Source organism: Rubellimicrobium thermophilum DSM 16684, from assembly GCF_000442315.1.
GTDB classification, from domain to species: Bacteria; Pseudomonadota; Alphaproteobacteria; order Rhodobacterales; family Rhodobacteraceae; genus Rubellimicrobium; species Rubellimicrobium thermophilum.
This window is the reverse complement of the sequence record NZ_KE557320.1, coordinates 1,213,055-1,229,216: the sequence shown is the minus strand read 5'-3', so window position 1 is coordinate 1,229,216 and position 16,162 is coordinate 1,213,055. Positions and strand designations below refer to the sequence as shown.

Genomic DNA, 16,162 nt, shown 5'->3' with positions numbered 1-16,162 from the left:
CGCCGCCCTGGGCTGAGCCGCCGCCGGCCGGGCCGCCCCTGCGACGCGCTCCCGCCGGTCAGCCCCCGCCCTGCGCCGCCAGCAGCGCCCGCAGCGTCTTGAGGCTGTCGATCTCGTCGGCCGGCTTGTCGCGGCGCCAGCGCAGCATCCGCGGAAAGCGCAGGGCGATGCCGGAGCGGTGGCGGGGGCTCTCGCGGATCCCCTCGAAGCCGATCTCGAACACCTGCACGGGTTCCACCTGCCGGACGGGGCCGAAGCGCCGGATGGTATGGCGCTGGACCCAGGCGGTGATCTGGCGGAACTCTTCGTCCGTGAGGCCGGAATAGGCCTTGGCGACCGGCACGAGGGCCCCCCCGTCGTCGCGCAGGGCGAAGGTGAAATCGGTGAACAGGCCGGCGCGGCGGCCCGAACCGGGCTGGGCATAGACCAGGACGGCATCCACGCGGAAGGGATCCATCTTCCATTTCCACCAGTCGCCCCGGCGCCGCCCCGTGCCGTAGGGAGAGGCACGGCGCTTGAGCATCAGCCCTTCGGCCCCCGCCCGGCGCGAGGCGGCGCGGGCCGCGGCCAGATCCTCCGGCCCGGCAAAGGGCAGTGCAGGCGACAGGCGCAGGGGGGCCTCGGGCGGCAGCCCCGCCAGCAGCGCCTCGAGCCGGGCGCGGCGATCGGCCAGGGGCAGGGCGCGGATGTCCTGCCCGTCCTGTTCGAGAAGGTCATAGGCCATCAGGATCGCCGGGGCCCGCTCGAGGACCGCCCGTGTCAGGGTCCTGCGCCCGATGCGGGTCTGGAGGGCGGCAAAGGGCAGGGGGCCGTCGCGCCAGGCCATGACCTCTCCGTCCAGCACGGTGCCGGGGGGCAGCCAGTCGAGCGCGCGGACCAGTTCGGGAAAGCGGTCGGTGATCAGCTCCTCTCCGCGCGACCACAGGTGATGGACGCCCCCGCGCAGGATGAGCTGGCCGCGGATGCCGTCCCATTTGTATTCGGCGAGCCATCCGGCGGGATCGGCGACGAGGGCCGGATCCTCGAGCGGGGCGGCAAGGCAGAAGGGATAGGGGCGGGCACCGGCATTGCGGGGCTGGCCCGTTCCCAGCAGCCTGTCCCAGTCCGTGCCGTCGGGGGACCAGTCGCCCATCAGGCTGTGGGCGACATCCGCTTCGGGCAGGCCCGTCGCCCGGGCCAGGGCGCGCGTCATCAGCCCGCGCGAGAGGCCGACGCGGAAGCTGCCCGAGAGAAGCTTGTTGAACAGAAAGCGTTCGGGCGGGGGCAGGCTGTCCCAGGCCTCGAGGATCGCCGCCTTCCGGTCGGCCTCGGGCAGGCTGGCCAACGCCCGGATGCGGTCGATCCAGGCCGAGAGGGGCCGGTCGATCCGGCGCGAGGGCGGCGGCAGGACGAGGGCGATCGTCTCGGACAGGTCGCCGGCGGCGGCATGGCATTCCTCCATCAGCCAGGGCGGCAGGCCTGCCGCCTCGGCCGCCCAGTCGCGCAGGCGGGTGGCCGGGACGACACGCCTCGGCCGGTGGCCCGAGAACAGCGCGATGGTCCAGAGGCGGTCGCGCTCCGGTGCGGTGCGGAAATAGGCCGCCAAGGCGGCGACCTTCTCTCCCGCGCGGGTGGTGGCATCGAGCGCGGCATAGAGGGCGGCGAAATCCCTCATGCGGGGCCGCCCGCCGCGGCATCGGGTTCGGGGGCGTCCTCCTCTCCGTAATCGGTGGCGAGGATCCCGGCCTGATGGCCCTGTTCCTCCAGCCAGCGGCGGAAGGGGACAGTGAAGCCATGGGTGAGGAGGACGCGGGACGCGCCCGTGGCCGCGATGGCGGCATTGAGCCCCGGCCAGTCGGCATGATCGGAGAGGACGAAGCCCCTCTCGGCCCCCCGTCGCCGGCGGATCCCGCGCAACTGCATCCAGCCCGAGGCGATGGCGGTGCGGGCCTCGCCAAAGCGGCGTGCCCAGGGCGACCCGATGGCCGATGGCGGGCAGAGCACGATCGCCCCGCGATGGGCCCTGAGGTCGGGATCCGCGCCGACTCGTGTCGTCGCCGGCAGCCGCAGGCCCTGTGCGCGCAGGATCGCCGTGGTCGCCTCGATGGCGCCATGGGTCAGGATCGGCCCGATGGCAGGATCGAGAAGGGAGAGAAGGCGCTGCGCCTTGCCCAGGGCATAGGCGCCGAGCAGGCAGAAGCGCCCTTCGGCGGCATTCGCGGACCACCAGGCATTGATCTCCTGCGCGATCGCGGCCTGCGGACGCCAGCGGTAGAGCGGCAGGCCGAAGGTGCATTCGCTGATGAAGACATGGCAGGGCACCGGTTCCCAGGGGGTCGAAAGACCGTCATCCTCCAGCTTGTAGTCGCCCGAGACGACCCAGACCTCGCCGCCGACCTCCACCCGGATCTGGGCCGAACCGGGAACATGGCCTGCGGGGTGGAAGCTGACGGTCGCATCGCCGATGCGGCGCCGTTCGCCATAACGGATCGTTTCGAGCCGGATATCCCCCAGACGGTGGCGCAGGACGGGGGCGGCGGCATCGGTGGCCAGACAGGCCCCCATCCCGGGGCGGGCATGATCCGCATGCCCATGCGTGACAAGCGCGCGATTCACCGGACGCCAGGGGTCGATGAAGAAGTCCCCGGCAGGGCAGAAGAGGCCGCAATCGGTGACGGTCAGGACGGGTCCGGCGGGCATGAGGCGCAGGATAGCGCGGCCCGGAGCGGCGGAAAGGGCGGCCGCAGCGAAGGCCGCAGCAAAGGCCGCAGCGAAGGCCGCAGCAAAGGCCACGGGCAAGGCCACGGGCAAGGCCACAGGGGCAGAGCCGGGGGCCGGAAGGGCGCCCAGGGGAACCCCGCCGCCGCTCCGGGGGTTGGTCCGGCAAAACCGGAAAGGCCCATGTTCATGCAGATCCAGATCAACAGCGGCGACAATGTCACCCTCGATGCCTCCACGGCGCTGCATATCGAGGAGCAGATCCGCGGCATCCTCGCCCGGTTCGAGGACAGTCTGACGCGGATCGAGATCCATCTGAGCGACGACAGTGCCGCGCGCAGCACCGACAGCGACATCCGCTGTGCGATCGAGGCGCGGCCTGCCGGGCTCGATCCGCTGGGCGTGACGCATCTTGCCGGCGATCCCCTGGAGGCCGCCCTGGGCGCCGGCCGCAAGATGGCGCGGCAGCTCGACAGTGTTCTGGGGCGGCGCTCGGAGACGAAGGGGGGCGACAGCATCCGCGGCGGCGGGGCCTGAGAAAGCGGCCCGCGGCCCGGATCGCTCCAGCATCCGCATCGCCGCAGGCCCCGTCATCACCCCGCCGTCATCACCCCGCCGTCATCACCCCGCCCGACATCCCGCCCGGACCCGGCCCCCCAGGGCAGGATCCGGGCGGGTGGGGCGCAGGCCCCTGCGGACCGCGCCCCCCGACCATCCCGGACCATCCCGGGCCATCCCCGACCATCCCGGGCCATGAAGGATCCGCAAAGGGATCGGCGCCGCGGAAGGAACCACGAAAAAAGGGGCGCCCGAAGGCGCCCCGCACTCGTCACTTTCGGGCCGTCCGGTCAGCTCTTGCCGGAGGCGGCATCCTTCACGTCGCCCCAGGTCTTCTGGACCTTGCCCTTGACCTGCTCGGCCTTGCCTTCGGCCTCGAGCTCCGGGTTGCCGGTCAGCTTGCCCACGCCTTCCTTGATCTTGCCGGCGATGGTGTTCGCGGCGCCCTTGATATGGCTTTCATTCGCCATGATCGGAATCTCCCGTTTCGATCGTCGGGAGCAGAACGCGCCAGCCCGGATCAGGTTCCCGCCGGCGCGGACAAATCGCGCAGCCAGATCTGGAGGGGCTTTTCCGTCTCCTCCGCATCGCCATGGTCGCGCCAGCGGAAGCGGGCGACGGCGCCGGGCAGGGGGGCATAGCCCCGCCTGCGCCAGAAGGAATCGAGCGGGCGATAGGCGGCCGGTCGCGCCGGGTGATCCGGGGGGCGGATCACGGCGCAGAACACCGACCAGCGGCGGCCGAGCGCGCGGGCCTGATCCTCGCGCAGGTCGAAGAAGCGATGGCCGATGCCGCGCCCGCGATAATCGGGCAGCAGGACCGATTCGGCGCAGTAGAAGGCCTCGGCCGGGGCGATGCCCGCCGCGGCCAGGGGGGCGGAGAACTCGGCGGCGTGATCCTCCATCGGCGTGCCCGTCGCCGCGCCCACCAGCCGGTCCCCGTCGAAGGCGCCCACCACGACCGCCCCTGCGCTTTCGGCATAGCTGCGCAGATAGCGTTCCTCATAGGCGGTATCGCCGTCATAGAGATAGGGCCAGTCGGCAAAGACGCGGATGCGCAGCGCGGCCAGATCGGGCAGGCGGGCGGCGATCTCCTCCCGGGCGAGGGGCCGGACAAGCAGTGTCATCGCGAAACCTGGGCGATCCAGTCGGCGAGGTTGTAATAGGTCGTCACACGGGCGATGCGCCCGTCCTTCAGCGTGAAGAAGGCGCCGGCGGGCAGGACATAGGTCTGGCCCCGGGCCTCGGGCAGGCCGGCATCGGTCGCCTTGTAGGTGCCGTGCACGGTGAATTCCGCCGCGGCGCGGGTGCCGTCTTCGGAGGCCATGACGACGATGTCCTCGAGCCGTTCGCTATAACAGCGGTCCATATGGGCCAGGAATTCCCGGAAGAGGTCCTTGCCGCGGCGGATCTTCCCCTCGTTGACGTGATGTTCGATGTCGTCGGTCAGCTGGGCGAGCATCCCCTCCCAGTCGGCGCGGTTGAAGGCCTCGTAATAGGCCAGGACGGTGTCGCGGGCGGTCATGACGGATCCCTTCCGGTTGATCGGGCAGAGGGTTAGCCGCTTCTGCCGCGGCAGCACAAGGGTTGCGGCCGGGTTCGGGCTTGGCCCGCCGCCCCCGCCCATGCGATGCTGGACCGGACTGGAAGGGAGGCGCCCATGCCCGAGATCCGCCCGGACTTTGCCGGCCAGACCGTCATCACCACCTTCGAGACCTCGCCGGCGACCTGCTTCGACCTGCTGGAGGCCCTGGAGGCGGCGCTGCGCGAATGCATCGCGCAGCAGCCCGGGTTCCTCGGCGCGGCGCTGCATGTCAACGATGCGCGGACGCGGGTCGTCAACTATTCCCAATGGGCGCGGCGCGAGGATTATCAGGCGATGCTGCGCACCCCCGAGATGCGCGAGCGCAACCGCGCCATTGCCGCGCTCTGCCGCAGCTTCGAGCCGGTGATGGTCGAGGTGGCGGGGGTGTTCGGACGCCAGCCGCCATCGGGATCGCGCGGCTAGGCGCCGTCCGCCCAGTCGCCCTCGAAGTCGCGCGGCACCAGAAGGATGTCGCGCCCCACGGCGCGGATGTCGCGGCGCCCGCATAGCGCCATGGTCAGATCCATCTCGCGGCGGATGATTTCGAGCGCGCGCATCACCCCCTCCTCGCCCATCGCGCCGAGCCCGTGCACATAGGCCCGGCCGATCAGCGTCGCATCTGCCCCCAGCGCGACGGCCTTGAGCACGTCCTGCCCCGAGCGGATCCCCGAATCGAGCCAGATCTCCGTCTGGCCCTTCACCGCCCGCACGATCGAGGGCAGCATGCGGATCGACGACAGCGCGCCGTCGAGCTGCCGCCCCCCCGTGATTGCTCACGACGATGGCATCGGCCCCCGCCTGCACGGCCAGGCGGGCATCCTCCGGGTCGAGGATGCCCTTGATGACGAATTTGCCGCCCCATTGCGCGCGGATGCGCTCCACCTTGGCCCAGTCGAGCCGCGGATCGAACTGCTCGTTGGCCCAGGCGGACAGCGAGGCGAGATTCCCCACATCCCGTGCATGGCCGACGATGTTGCGGAAGGTGCGCCGCCTTGTGCGCGCCATGCCCCAGGACCAGCGCAGCCGCGTCGCGAAATCGGCCATGTTGCGCAGCGTCAGCCTGGGCGGCGTGGACAGGCCGTTGTGCAGATCCTTGTGCCGCTGCCCGAGGATCTGCAGATCCAGCGTCAGCACCAGCGCCGAACAGCGCGCCGCCTTGGCCCGGGCGATGATCTCGTCGACAAAGCCCTGATCCTGCATGACATAGAGCTGGAACCAGAAGGGCTTCTCGGGGACATGCTCGGCCACGTCCTCGATCGAGCAGACGGACATCGTGGACAGGATGAAGGGAACCCCGAAGCGGGCAGCGGCCCGGGCGGCCTTGATCTCGCCATCCGCCGCCTGCATCCCGAGGCTCCCGATCGGCGCGAGGCCCACGGGCATCGTCACCCGCTCGCCCAGCATGGTCGAGGCGAGCGAGCGGTTCGACATGTCCACCGCGACGCGCTGGCGAAAGCGCAGGCGCGCGAAATCGGCGGTATTGTCGCGAAAGGTCTGCTCCGACCAGGATCCCGATTCGCAGTAATCGTAGAACATGCGCGGCGTGCGCCGGCGATGGAGGCGCTTGAGATCGGCAATCTCGGCGATGACGGGCATGGCGGCTTCCTCTAAGGGCGCGGAATCCCTATCAGTCCCGTCACGGTCCGTCCATGCCGGGCGGGGCCGTGGCGGGCGCGCGCGGCGCGGCGCTGTTGCCGGGGGTGTTGCGCGGATCGCCCCCGGAGCGCGCGTTGCGCAAAGGATTTGTCAACCCTTGATGCGGCATGAGGGGGGGGATTGTTCATCGCCAGAAAGGACCGCCCATGCCTGCTGCCACCCGTCATGCCGCGCCCCCGCCGCTCCAGCGGCTGCTGGCGGCCCGCGCGGCCGCGATCGCCGGGGTGGCGCTGCCCCCGCGCCGGGGGTTCCGCCCGCGGCCGGACCGGCCCCATCCCCCCCGCGCATGGAGCGATTTCGCCGGCCGCGCCCGTGCGGCCCTGACCGGCCCCAGGCCGGCCCATGCCCTGCCGGCCCTGCCGGCCTGTCCGCTCCTGCCGCCTGTGGCGTCGCCCGCGACGCGGTCAGGCGTCATGCACCCCTTCAGCCAGGCTGCGGACGAAATCCAGCACGGCTTCGGGGCGTTCGCCCTTTCCCATCCGGGCGACGATGGCGGATCCGACGACCGCCCCATCGGCCAGGGCGGCGATGCTGCGGGCGGCCTCGGGGCTGCGGATGCCGAACCCCACGACCACGGGCAGATCGGTCGCGGCCTTGATCCGCGCCACATCGGGGCCGACGGTGGCGGCCTCGGGGGCGGCGGCGCCCGTGATCCCGGTGATCGAGACGTAGTAGACGAAGCCCGAACTGTTGCGCAGCACCGCAGGCAGACGGGCATCGTCGGTGGTGGGCGTGGCAAGGCGGATGAAGTCGAGCCCGGCGGCCCGGGCCGGCAGGCAGAGCTCGCCGTCTTCCTCGGGCGGCAGATCCACGACGATCAGCCCGTCGATTCCCGCCTCCTTCGCGGCCTGCAGGAAGCGCGGCACGCCCATGGCATGGATGGGGTTGTAGTAGCCCATCCAGACGATGGGCGTCGCGGGGTGACGTGCACGCAGGTCGCGGGCGATGGCCAGGGTGCGCTCCATCGTCTGCCCGCCGGCCAGGGCGCGCTGTCCGGCCATCTGGATGGTCGGCCCGTCGGCCATCGGGTCGGTGAAGGGGTGCCCAGCTCGACGATGTCCACCCCGCATCGGGCAGGCCGAGCGCCACGGCGCGCGAGGTCTCGTAGTCCGGGTCGCCTGCCATGATGTAGGCGACAAAGGCCTTGCGGCCCTCGCGGTGCAGCCTTGCGAAGGTTTCCTCGATCCGCCCCATCCCGGCCTCCCCTCGGTGTCCGGTCGGATTTGCGCGAGAGGGCGGCGAAAGGCAAGGCAGGCCGCGCCCTCGCAGGCCGCGCCCTCAGGGCCCTGCGCCCGCTTCCACCGGCCTGGCCGCCCCGGCGGGGGCGGCGCGGGGCGGGGCCATGAGGATCCAGTGCGTGCCGAAGCGGTCGCGCAGCATCGCGAAGGCGGGGGCGAAGAAGGTCTCCTGCACGGGGCTGGACGACGTCGCCGCCTTCCGAGAGCCGGTCGAAGACGGCCTGCACCGCTGCGCGGTCCGGCAGCGCCTGCATGACCGACACGGCCTTCTGCGGGTCGCCCTCCATGCCGGGGGGAAAGTCCGAGGCCATCAGCGGGCCGTCGGGCAGATGGACATCCCCATGCATGACATGGGGCGTGCCACGCCACGCCTCGGGCGCGTCGGGGCTGTCGGCATGGCGCATGAGCATGGGGGCGGGGCGCCGAACACCTCGGCGTAGAAGGTCAGCGCTTCGGCGCAGCGGCCCTGGAAGTGGAGGTAGGGGGTGGGCATGGCGATCTGTCCTGCGGCTCAGGCGTCTTCGGCGGGCGATTCTTCGGTGGGCGATTCGGTGTCGATCATCCAGCGCGTGCCCCAGCGGTCCGTGACCTGCCCGAAGGCCGGCGACCAGAAGGTGCGCTCAAGGGGCATGACGACCGTGCCCCCCTCGGCCAGCGCGTCGAAGAGGCGACGGCTCTCGCCCTCGTCGCGGCCCGTCACGGCGATGCAGACGCCGGCCATCGGCTCGGCTCCCGACCAGTCCGAGGCGTAGAGCAGGCCATCCCCGATGCGGACCGATCCGTGCAGGATCGCCTCCGGGTCGCCGCCTATCGCGGTCTCGGGCGACTGGCCCACGCGCAGGAGCTCGGGCTCGGGCGAGCCGAAGATGCGGGCGTAGCTGCGCAGCGCCTCCTCGGTGCAGCCGTTGAAGAACAGGTAGGGGACGGGGGTCATGGCGGTCTCCGGAGGCGCGAATCGGCCTGCCCGGACAGGGTAGCATGTTCGTCATTTGTTCCAAAGGGGAATCGCCGGGCCCGCGGGTCTGGTATTGCCGCCGTGGCGCCCCATATGGGGGGTCATGAACTATGTGCTTGCCCTTCTGCTGCCGCCGCTCTCGATCCTGCTTGCCGGTCGTCCCGTGGTGGCCATCCTGACCTTCCTGATCTGGCTTCCCGCGATCCTGATGTCCGGGGGGCTGGGGCATCCGCTGTTCGTGATCCTGGCCTGGATCCTGATCTGGCAGCGGCAGGAGGATCGCCGCGCGGCCCGGCGCTGAGGCGGGCCGCTCCGGCCGCTGCCTTGCGCGCCGCGGGGGCCCCGCCTAGAACCGCCCCGGTTTTCGCGGGCAGGGAGGGAGGGGCCGATGGGCTTCCGCATGGGCATCGTGGGTCTGCCGAATGTCGGCAAGTCCACCCTCTTCAATGCGCTGACCCGCACGGCGGCGGCGCAGGCGGCCAATTTTCCCTTCTGCACCATCGAACCCAATGTGGGCGAGGTGGCGGTGCCCGATCCGCGCCTCGACCGGCTGGCAGAGATCGCGAAATCCCGTCAGGTGATCCCGGCGCGGATGACCTTCGTGGACATCGCGGGTCTGGTGCGCGGGGCCTCGAAGGGAGAGGGGCTGGGCAACCAGTTCCTGGCCAATATCCGCGAGGTGGATGCCATCGCCCATGTGCTGCGCTGCTTCGAGGATCCGGACATCACCCATGTCGAGGGGCGGGTGGACCCTGTCTCCGATGCCCAGACGATCGAGACGGAGCTGATGCTGGCCGATCTCGAATCGGTGGAGCGGCGCCTGCAGAACATCGCCCGCAAGGTCCGGGGGGGCGACCGCGACGCGACCGAGCAGGAGGCGCTGCTGCGGCGTGCCCAGGCTGCCCTGGCCGAGGGGCGCCCGCCGCACGGTGCCGGTGGCCCCGGAGGAGGCGCGCGCCTGGCGGATGCTCCAGCTCCTGACGGCCAAGCCGGTGCTCTATGTCTGCAACGTGGCCGAAGAGGACGCCGCCACCGGCAATGCGCATTCGGAGGCAGTGGCGGCCATGGCCGCGGCCGAAGGCAATGCCCATGTCGTCATCTCGGCCCGGATCGAGGAGGAGATCGCCCAGCTTCCCCCCGAGGAGGCGCGAGAGTTCCTCGCGACGATGGGTCTTGCGGAGCCGGGGCTCGACCGGCTGATCCGGGCGGGCTATGCGCTGCTGCGGTTGCGGACCTATTTCACCGCAGGCCCCAAGGAGGCGCGCGCCTGGACGATTCCCGCCGGCACGCTGGCCCCTCAGGCAGCCGGGGTCATCCATGGCGATTTCGAGAAGGGCTTCATCCGCGCCGAGACCATCGCCTACGACGACTATGTGGCCCATGGCGGCGAGGCCGGCGCGCGCGAGGCCGGCAAGCTCCGCCTCGAGGGCCGCAGCTACGAGGTGCAGGACGGCGATGTGATGCATTTCCTGTTCAGCGGCTGACCGGGATCCGCAGGCCCTTGGCGCCGCGGGGCAGGCATGGCACCGTCCGGGTCACCCCCGGGCGGGGCAGATCGGGGATCGGCGGGAGAACGGGACGGCATCATGGCAACGGGGCTCATCGCGCTCCTCGACGATGTGGCGGCGATCGCCAAGGTGGCTGCGGCATCGGTGGATGATGTCGCGGCGCAGGCGGTCAAGGCAGGAACCAAGGCCGCAGGCGTGGTCATCGACGACACGGCGGTGACGCCGCGTTATGTCGTTGGCTTCGCCGCCGCCCGCGAACTTCCGATCATCGGCCGCATCGCCCTGGGCAGCCTGCGCAACAAGCTGCTCTATCTGCTGCCTGCGGCGCTCCTGCTGTCGGCCTTTGCCCCCTGGGCGATCACGCCGCTGCTGGTGCTGGGCGGGGCCTATCTCTGCTTCGAGGGGGCCGAGAAGATGCTGCATCTCCTTGCGCCCCATCACGACGACCCTGCGGTGGCCGAGACGGGCGCCCGGACGCCGGAGGAACTCGAGGAGGAGAAGATCTCGGGCGCAATCCGCACCGACTTCATCCTGTCGGCCGAGATCATGGCCATCGCGCTGGCCACGGTCGATTCGCCTTCGATCTGGACGCGGGCGGTGGTGCTGGCGGCGGTCGGCATCCTCGTGACGCTGGGGGTCTACGGGGTGGTGGCGCTGATCGTGAAGGCGGATGATGCCGGCGCGGCCCTGGCGCTTCGGGCGCGGACCGCTGTCGGGCGGGCCCTGGGGCGCGGGCTGGTCCATGCGATGCCCCCGCTTCTGTCGCTCCTGAGCCTTGTCGGCACGGTAGCCATGCTCTGGGTTGGCGGGCAGATCGTCCTGCATGGCCTGGCCGAATGGGGCTGGCACGGGCCCGAGGACCTCATCCACCGCATACGCCACGGGGCGGAACTGACGGTGCATGGCCTTGGCGGCTGGGCGGAATTGACGCTGGGCTGGATCGCCCAGGCTCTGGCTGCGGCGGTCGCGGGTCTGGCACTCGGCCTCGCGATCCTCGGGGCGCTGCGGATCCTCCGGCCCGGCGCGGCGCATTAGCCTCTGCCGAAGGAGAGGCGTCGGCGTCCCCCCCGCTCCCGGCCGCCATGCCTTCGAGATGACGGCGCGCCGTGATCAGGTCGCGGCGGAGGGCCTCGGTCTCCATTTCGGCGGCGACGGGATCGGGCAGGCGCAGGAGATGACCGGGATGCAGCGTCAGCAGCACGGGCAAGCCCTCCGGCCCGGCTTCGATGCCGCCGCGTCGGCGCAGGATTCCCTCGGCCCGCCCCGTCAGCGCCGCTGCGGCCGTGGCGCCCAGGGCGACGATCAGCCGGGGCCTGACAAGCTCCAGCTCGCGCAGAAGCCAGGGGCGGCAGGCGGCGATCTCGGCCCCGCCGGGGCTCCTGGCAAGGCGCTGGCGGCCCTTTGTCATGTAGTTGAAATGCTTCACGGCATGGGTGAGATAGACCTGCGCGCGGTCGATCCCCGCCTCGGCCAGAAGCCGCAGGAGCAGATCCCCCGCCGGCCCGGCAAAGGGTCTTCCGGTCAGGTCGTCCCGGTCCTCCGGCTGCTCGCCGACCAGCATCAGGGGCGCATCGGGCGGCCCTTCGCCGGGGACAGGCTGTGTGGCCCCCTCCCAGAGCGGACAGGCCCGGCAGGCGGCGAGATCCCCCGCCAGCACAGAGGCGGGACCCGGGGGATGGGGGCGGGGTGGCGCGGCTTCAGCCCGGCGGGCGAGGGCGCGGGCATAGAGGGGGGGCTCGCGCGGGGGGGCCTCGGCCATGGTGCGGGCTGCGGCTTCGGCCTTGCGCAGCAGGTCCGGGATGGCGGCGGCCTCGGGCATCTGGGCCCACCAGCGGCGGGGCATCTCGGCCAGCATCCGGCGGCGGTTGACCCGGGCCGGGTTGAAGATCGCGGCAAAATAGGTCCGCCACAGCGCATCGGCCTCGTCCTCGGCCAGTTCGGGCCGCGATGCCCCCTCCTCGAAGCGCAGCACCCCGTCCTCGAAGCAGGCCACAAGGTCCGGCGTCGCGATCAGCCAGTCCATGTCGGCAAAACGGCGCGCAAAGAAGGGCGCAGCCGGTTCCAGCGTGAGATGCTGGGGCTCGATCCAGGCGGCAAAACGGCGCCGGGGCGCGGTGCGGTCCCCCACCTCGCGGAAGCGGACAAAGGCGTGCAGCCTGTGGATGTCGCGCCGGACGGCCCGTGCCATGCGGATCAGCTGCGCCACGGCTGCATCGGCGGGGTCGTCCATCAGCCGGGGATGAAGCCGCAACCGCCACAGAAGACCGTAGAGCCGGGCAAAGCGTTCAGGGTCCCGGTGCCAGACGGCCTGGGCCGCCAGTTCCACGAAGGCCGCAGGCGCGCGCACTGTCCCGGGCCGGGGGGCAGGCGGCACCTCGTCGTCGTCGAAGAGCAGATCTTCGGCCTCGCCCAGAGACCAGGTCACCCGTTCCGGTGCCAGACGGGCGGCCAGGCAGGCCCGCGCGGCCTCGCGCCAGGCGCGGTCGGTGCCGATGCGGGGGAGGATCACATGGGGCATCGGATCGGCAGCTCCGGGGTCGTTGGGGTGTTCATGAAATGTTCCGAGCCTCCGACAGGAAAGCCCGTCAGAACAGCGAAAGCTGCTGCGGCGGCGGGGCGAGGCGGTCGCGCAACCCTTCGGCCTCGAGCAGGCCGCGCGGATGCCAGTCCTCCGCCTCCACGAAGGGGGCGGCCCGTCCCAGCACCGCGCCCATGTGCCGCAGATCCTCCCAGCGGAGGGCCCGATGCCGGCGGGCCGACAGGATGCGGTCCACGGTCCGCGTCCCGAAACCCGGCACGCGCAACAGCATCTCGCGTCCGGCGCGGCGGACATCCACGGGGAACAGATGGCGGTGGCGCAGCGCCCAGGCCGTCTTGGGATCGAGATCGGGATCGAGATCCCCCGCCGGCAGCACCTCTTCGGCCGTGAAACCGTAATGCCGCAGGAGCCAGTCGGCCTGATAGAGCCGGTGCTCGCGCAGCAGGGGCGGAGGCCGTGGCGGCAGCCGGTCCGATGCGCCGGGAACGGGGACATAGGCGGAATAGTAGACGCGCCGCAGCCTGTAGCCGGCATAGAGCTGCTCGCTCATGCGCAGGATCTCGGCATCCGCCGCGCCGTCGGCCCCGACGATCACCTGGGTGCTCTGCCCTGCGGGGGCGAAGGGCGGTGGCCTTCGGCCTGTCGGGGATCGTTCCTGCGCCGCCTCTGTCCGCAGGCGAATCGTGGCCATCTGGCGGCGGATGTCCTGCGCATCCTTCCGGGGGGCAAGCCGGGCAAGCCCCGCTTCGGTCGGCAGCTCCACATTGACCGACAGCCGGTCGGCAAGCAGCCCGGCCTCCTCGATCAGACCGGCGGAGGCACCGGGAATCACCTTGAGATGGATATAGCCGCGAAAGCCCTCCCGCTCCCGCAGGATCCGCAGGATGCGGATCATGTCCTGCATCGTGTCGTCGGGCGAACGGATGATGCCCGATGACAGGAACAGCCCTTCGATCATGTTGCGCCGGTAGAATTCGATCGTCAGCTGCACGACCTCCTCGGGCGCAAGACGCGCGCGGGGTGTGTCGGCCGAGAGGCGCGAGGGGCAGTAGGCGCAGTCGAAGATGCAGAAATTGGTCATCAGCACCTTGAGAAGCGAGATACAGCGCCCGTCCGGGGTGAAGGCATGGCAGATCCCGCTGCCCGTGGTGTGGCCCGGTTCTCCCTTCCGTGCATCCCGTCCCTGCCCGCCCGAGGAGGCGCAGGAGGCATCATGGCGGGCTGCTTCGGCAAGGATCTGGAGCTTCTGATGCAGGGTCCGGGCCATGATGTTCTTGTAATGTTCCTGTCTCCTGCCGGCAAGGGGCCGTCAGCTGCCGCCGGCCGGCCTCAGTAACCGGCGCGGCGATCCACCAGATGGAGCAGCGGCAGACCGGCCTCGCCCCGCCGGACATTCTCGGCCAGGGCGCGCACGGCTGTTTCGGGGCGCGTCTCGGCGGCGACATGCGGGGTGACGGTGATGCGCGGATGGCTCCAGAAGGGATGATCGGGGGGCAGCGGCTCCTGCCGGAAGACGTCGAGCGTGGCATGACCCACCGCCCCCTCGTCCAGCGCGGCCAGCAGCGCCGCGTCGTCGATGAGCCCGCCCGGCCGGGGTTCAGCAGCGCATAGCCGCGGGCGGGGATCCGCAGCCGCTCGGCATTCATGAGGTTCTCGGTATGCCGCGTCAGCGGCGTGAGCAGCACGACGATCTGCGCCCCCGCAAGGGCCGGGGCCAGTCCGTCGAGCCCCGTGAAGACGCGGCGCAGGCGCGGTTCCTCCTTCGGAGAGCGCGCCCAGCCCGTAACCGGAAAGCCCAGACCGGCAAGGGCGAGCGCACAGGCCAGACCGAGCTCGCCCAGGCCCAGCACCGTGACGGGGCGTTCGGGGGCCAGGGGGGGAGGCTCGGGTTGCCAGAGCGGTTCGCTGCGCCGGATATGACGGTCGAGGTTCAGGTGATGGCGCAGGACATGCGCCGTCACCCATTCCACCATGCCCTGCCGCAGCCCCGGATCCACCATGCGGGCCAGGGGTTGGGTCAGCGTCGGATTGGTGATGATCCCTTCCACGCCGGCCCAGAGGCTCAGCACGGCCTTGGCGCGGGTATAGGGCGAAAAGTCGGTGACCGGGCCGCCCGGTGCATGGACGATCCAGTCCACTTCGGCGGGGTCGATCTCGCGCTCCACGGTGGCCAGGACGCCGGCCTCGGCCAGGGCGCGGGGCAGCAGGTCCCGATAGGCATCCCACAGCCGGTCCGGTGCGGCGAACAGCACGCGCACGGGGCGCACCCGCGGGCCGAAGGGGTCAGCGGGGGCGGTGGACATGGGCGCTCTGCACGAGGCCGAAGGCCCCGAGAAGGACGAGGAGGGAGGATCCGCCATAGCTCACGAAGGGCAGGGGCACGCCGACGACCGGCGCCAGCCCCATGACCATCAGCATGTTGACCGAGAAGAGCAGGAACACCGTCGCCCCGACCCCGAGGATCAGCAGCGAGGAGAAGCGGTCCCGGCACTGCATCGCGGCGGCCAGCAGGAAGGCCAGCATCAGCACATAGATCACGAGCAGGGTGAAGGAGCCGACGAAGCCGAACTCCTCGGCCAGGGTGTTGAGGATGAAGTCCGTCTGCTTCTCGGGGAGAAAGTTGAGGCGCGACTGGGTGCCCTGCATGAATCCCTTGCCTGTCAGCCCCCCTGATCCCAGCGCGATCTTCGCCTGCGTGATATTGTAGCCTGCTCCGAGCGGATCCTGCGAGGGATCGAAGAAGGTGTCGATGCGGCGGAACTGGTAGTCGTGGAGAAGCTGCCACGGCGTGCCGCGGCTCTCGAAGACGGCCAGGATCGTGCCAACGATTCCCGCCGCCACGGTGGCGAAATAGCCCCAATGGACGCCGGCGCAGAACATCAGGATGCCGCCTGCGCCCAGGATCAGCATCGCCGTGCCCAGATTGGGCTGCATCAGCACAAGTCCCACAGGCAGCGCGATCATCACCAGGGGGGGCAGCATCCAGAGCGGATGGGACACCCGCCGCGCCGGGATCCAGTCGTAATAGGCCGCAAGCGCCAGCACGAGGCCGATCTTGGCGATCTCCGAGGGTTGCACGCGGATCGGCCCGATGACGAGCCAGCGCTGCGCCCCCATGCCGACATCGCCCATGATCTCCACCAGGATCAGAAGGCCGATCGAGATCAGATAGATAGGCAGGGCAAGCCGCTTCCACACCGCGATGGGCACCATCGCCACAACGATCATGGCCACGAAACCCAGGGCGAATCGGCTCATCTGTTCGCCGGCCCAGGGCTCCATCGATCCGCCCGCCAGCGAATAGAGCATGAGAAAACCCATGCAGGACGGTGCCGTGACAAGGAGGATGAGCGGCCAGTTGAGATAGAGCAGCTTGCGCGGCCCCGTGGGCACCCATCGGACCTGATATTCGAGAAAGCTCATGCCC

General features: G+C 70.7%; 13 protein-coding genes and 5 pseudogenes. 6 read left to right on the top strand and 12 right to left on the bottom strand.

All coding sequences use genetic code 11. From position 1 onward, the window contains the following. Positions 1-58 precede the first annotated feature (58 nt). Together RUTHE_RS06935 and RUTHE_RS06930 are read right to left on the bottom strand one after the other, a co-directional pair. Positions 59-1,654, bottom strand: coding sequence for an ATP-dependent DNA ligase (locus tag RUTHE_RS06935; RefSeq protein WP_021097624.1), 1,596 nt, complete (start codon positions 1,652-1,654; stop codon positions 59-61). After that, positions 1,651-2,679: a ligase-associated DNA damage response exonuclease gene (locus RUTHE_RS06930; RefSeq protein ID WP_040645429.1), complete on the bottom strand. Its 1,029-nt coding sequence runs from the start codon at positions 2,677-2,679 to the stop codon at positions 1,651-1,653. The genes RUTHE_RS06935 and RUTHE_RS06930 overlap by 4 nt, the downstream gene beginning before the upstream one ends. A 207-nt stretch (positions 2,680-2,886) precedes the next feature. On the opposite strand from RUTHE_RS06930, the gene RUTHE_RS06925 reads away from it, so the two are divergent. Continuing rightward, entirely contained in the window at positions 2,887-3,234 is a 348-nt protein-coding gene (locus RUTHE_RS06925; RefSeq protein ID WP_040645428.1) for a hypothetical protein, read from the top strand. Between the two features lie 311 nt (positions 3,235-3,545). Here the strand turns inward: RUTHE_RS06925 and RUTHE_RS06920 are convergent, their stop codons facing one another. The 3 genes from RUTHE_RS06920 to RUTHE_RS06910 are packed head-to-tail and all read right to left on the bottom strand — an operon-like array spanning position 3,546 to position 4,779. Next, entirely contained in the window at positions 3,546-3,725 is a 180-nt protein-coding gene (locus RUTHE_RS06920; RefSeq protein WP_021097621.1) for a CsbD family protein, read from the bottom strand. A gap of 50 nt (positions 3,726-3,775) precedes the next feature. Next, positions 3,776-4,381, bottom strand: coding sequence for a GNAT family N-acetyltransferase (locus RUTHE_RS06915; protein WP_021097620.1), 606 nt, complete (start codon positions 4,379-4,381; stop codon positions 3,776-3,778). Then, positions 4,378-4,779 (bottom strand): ketosteroid isomerase-related protein, encoded by a 402-nt coding sequence (locus tag RUTHE_RS06910; protein ID WP_040645049.1) that lies wholly within the window; start codon positions 4,777-4,779, stop codon positions 4,378-4,380. The genes RUTHE_RS06915 and RUTHE_RS06910 overlap by 4 nt, the downstream gene beginning before the upstream one ends. Positions 4,780-4,914: 135 nt before the next feature. Between RUTHE_RS06910 and RUTHE_RS06905 the strand changes: the two genes are divergently transcribed. Beyond that, on the top strand, positions 4,915-5,262 hold the full coding sequence (locus RUTHE_RS06905; RefSeq protein ID WP_040645048.1) for an antibiotic biosynthesis monooxygenase family protein: 348 nt from the start codon (positions 4,915-4,917) through the stop codon (positions 5,260-5,262). Here RUTHE_RS06905 and RUTHE_RS06900 read toward each other — a convergent pair. Continuing rightward, positions 5,259-6,435: pseudogene (locus tag RUTHE_RS06900) on the bottom strand (alpha-hydroxy acid oxidase). The gene RUTHE_RS06905 and the pseudogene RUTHE_RS06900 overlap by 4 nt on opposite strands. A 464-nt stretch (positions 6,436-6,899) precedes the next feature. Then, positions 6,900-7,689 (bottom strand): annotated as a pseudogene (trpA, locus tag RUTHE_RS06895) (tryptophan synthase subunit alpha). A 148-nt stretch (positions 7,690-7,837) separates the two neighbouring features. Between trpA and RUTHE_RS06890 the strand changes: the two are divergent. Beyond that, positions 7,838-8,173, top strand: a complete 336-nt coding sequence (locus RUTHE_RS06890) for a hypothetical protein (protein ID WP_021097617.1) — start codon at positions 7,838-7,840, stop codon at positions 8,171-8,173. A 71-nt stretch (positions 8,174-8,244) separates the two neighbouring features. Here RUTHE_RS06890 and RUTHE_RS06885 read toward each other — a convergent pair whose 3' ends face one another. Beyond that, entirely contained in the window at positions 8,245-8,667 is a 423-nt protein-coding gene (locus RUTHE_RS06885; RefSeq protein WP_021097616.1) for a VOC family protein, read from the bottom strand. Between the two features lie 124 nt (positions 8,668-8,791). On the opposite strand from RUTHE_RS06885, the gene RUTHE_RS06880 reads away from it, so the two are divergent. From RUTHE_RS06880 to RUTHE_RS15990, 3 genes and pseudogenes are all read left to right on the top strand, one after another. Beyond that, complete coding sequence (locus RUTHE_RS06880; protein WP_021097615.1) at positions 8,792-8,989, top strand: hypothetical protein; 198 nt, start codon at positions 8,792-8,794, stop codon at positions 8,987-8,989. Between the two features lie 87 nt (positions 8,990-9,076). Further along, positions 9,077-10,172 (top strand): annotated as a pseudogene (gene ychF, locus RUTHE_RS06875) (redox-regulated ATPase YchF). Between the two features lie 102 nt (positions 10,173-10,274). Beyond that, the gene (locus tag RUTHE_RS15990; protein WP_021097613.1) at positions 10,275-11,231 is read left to right on the top strand and encodes a DUF808 family protein; all 957 of its coding nucleotides are present in this window, start codon (positions 10,275-10,277) and stop codon (positions 11,229-11,231) included. 85 nt (positions 11,232-11,316) lie between these two features. On the opposite strand, the pseudogene RUTHE_RS06860 reads toward RUTHE_RS15990, so the two are convergent. The 4 genes and pseudogenes from RUTHE_RS06860 to rodA all read right to left on the bottom strand — a co-directional run. Beyond that, positions 11,317-12,714: pseudogene (locus RUTHE_RS06860) on the bottom strand (UdgX family uracil-DNA binding protein); the annotation flags it as partial. Between the two features lie 67 nt (positions 12,715-12,781). Next, complete coding sequence (locus RUTHE_RS06855; RefSeq protein ID WP_021097611.1) at positions 12,782-14,002, bottom strand: putative DNA modification/repair radical SAM protein; 1,221 nt, start codon at positions 14,000-14,002, stop codon at positions 12,782-12,784. A gap of 62 nt (positions 14,003-14,064) precedes the next feature. Then, positions 14,065-15,038: pseudogene (locus RUTHE_RS06850) on the bottom strand (NAD(P)-dependent oxidoreductase). After that, positions 15,019-16,158: a rod shape-determining protein RodA gene (gene rodA / locus RUTHE_RS06845; RefSeq protein ID WP_040645423.1), complete on the bottom strand. Its 1,140-nt coding sequence runs from the start codon at positions 16,156-16,158 to the stop codon at positions 15,019-15,021. The pseudogene RUTHE_RS06850 and the gene rodA overlap by 20 nt, the downstream one beginning before the upstream one ends. Positions 16,159-16,162: the final 4 nt, after the last annotated feature.

Excerpts from the sequence above, each read along its gene's own strand:
- rodA (WP_040645423.1), bottom strand. The coding sequence starts at position 16,158 with ATGAGCTTTCTCGAATATCAGGTCCGATGGGTGCCCACGGGGCCGCGC.
- RUTHE_RS06925 (WP_040645428.1), top strand. The coding sequence starts at position 2,887 with ATGCAGATCCAGATCAACAGCGGCGACAATGTCACCCTCGATGCCTCC.
- RUTHE_RS06920 (WP_021097621.1), bottom strand. The coding sequence starts at position 3,725 with ATGGCGAATGAAAGCCATATCAAGGGCGCCGCGAACACCATCGCCGGC.
- RUTHE_RS06935 (WP_021097624.1), bottom strand. The coding sequence starts at position 1,654 with ATGAGGGATTTCGCCGCCCTCTATGCCGCGCTCGATGCCACCACCCGC.
- RUTHE_RS06930 (WP_040645429.1), bottom strand. The coding sequence starts at position 2,679 with ATGCCCGCCGGACCCGTCCTGACCGTCACCGATTGCGGCCTCTTCTGC.
- RUTHE_RS06910 (WP_040645049.1), bottom strand. The coding sequence starts at position 4,779 with ATGACCGCCCGCGACACCGTCCTGGCCTATTACGAGGCCTTCAACCGC.
- RUTHE_RS06880 (WP_021097615.1), top strand. The coding sequence starts at position 8,792 with ATGAACTATGTGCTTGCCCTTCTGCTGCCGCCGCTCTCGATCCTGCTT.
- RUTHE_RS06855 (WP_021097611.1), bottom strand. The coding sequence starts at position 14,002 with ATGGCCCGGACCCTGCATCAGAAGCTCCAGATCCTTGCCGAAGCAGCC.
- RUTHE_RS06885 (WP_021097616.1), bottom strand. The coding sequence starts at position 8,667 with ATGACCCCCGTCCCCTACCTGTTCTTCAACGGCTGCACCGAGGAGGCG.
- RUTHE_RS06905 (WP_040645048.1), top strand. The coding sequence starts at position 4,915 with ATGCCCGAGATCCGCCCGGACTTTGCCGGCCAGACCGTCATCACCACC.
- RUTHE_RS06915 (WP_021097620.1), bottom strand. The coding sequence starts at position 4,381 with ATGACACTGCTTGTCCGGCCCCTCGCCCGGGAGGAGATCGCCGCCCGC.
- RUTHE_RS06890 (WP_021097617.1), top strand. The coding sequence starts at position 7,838 with ATGAGGATCCAGTGCGTGCCGAAGCGGTCGCGCAGCATCGCGAAGGCG.
- RUTHE_RS15990 (WP_021097613.1), top strand. The coding sequence starts at position 10,275 with ATGGCAACGGGGCTCATCGCGCTCCTCGACGATGTGGCGGCGATCGCC.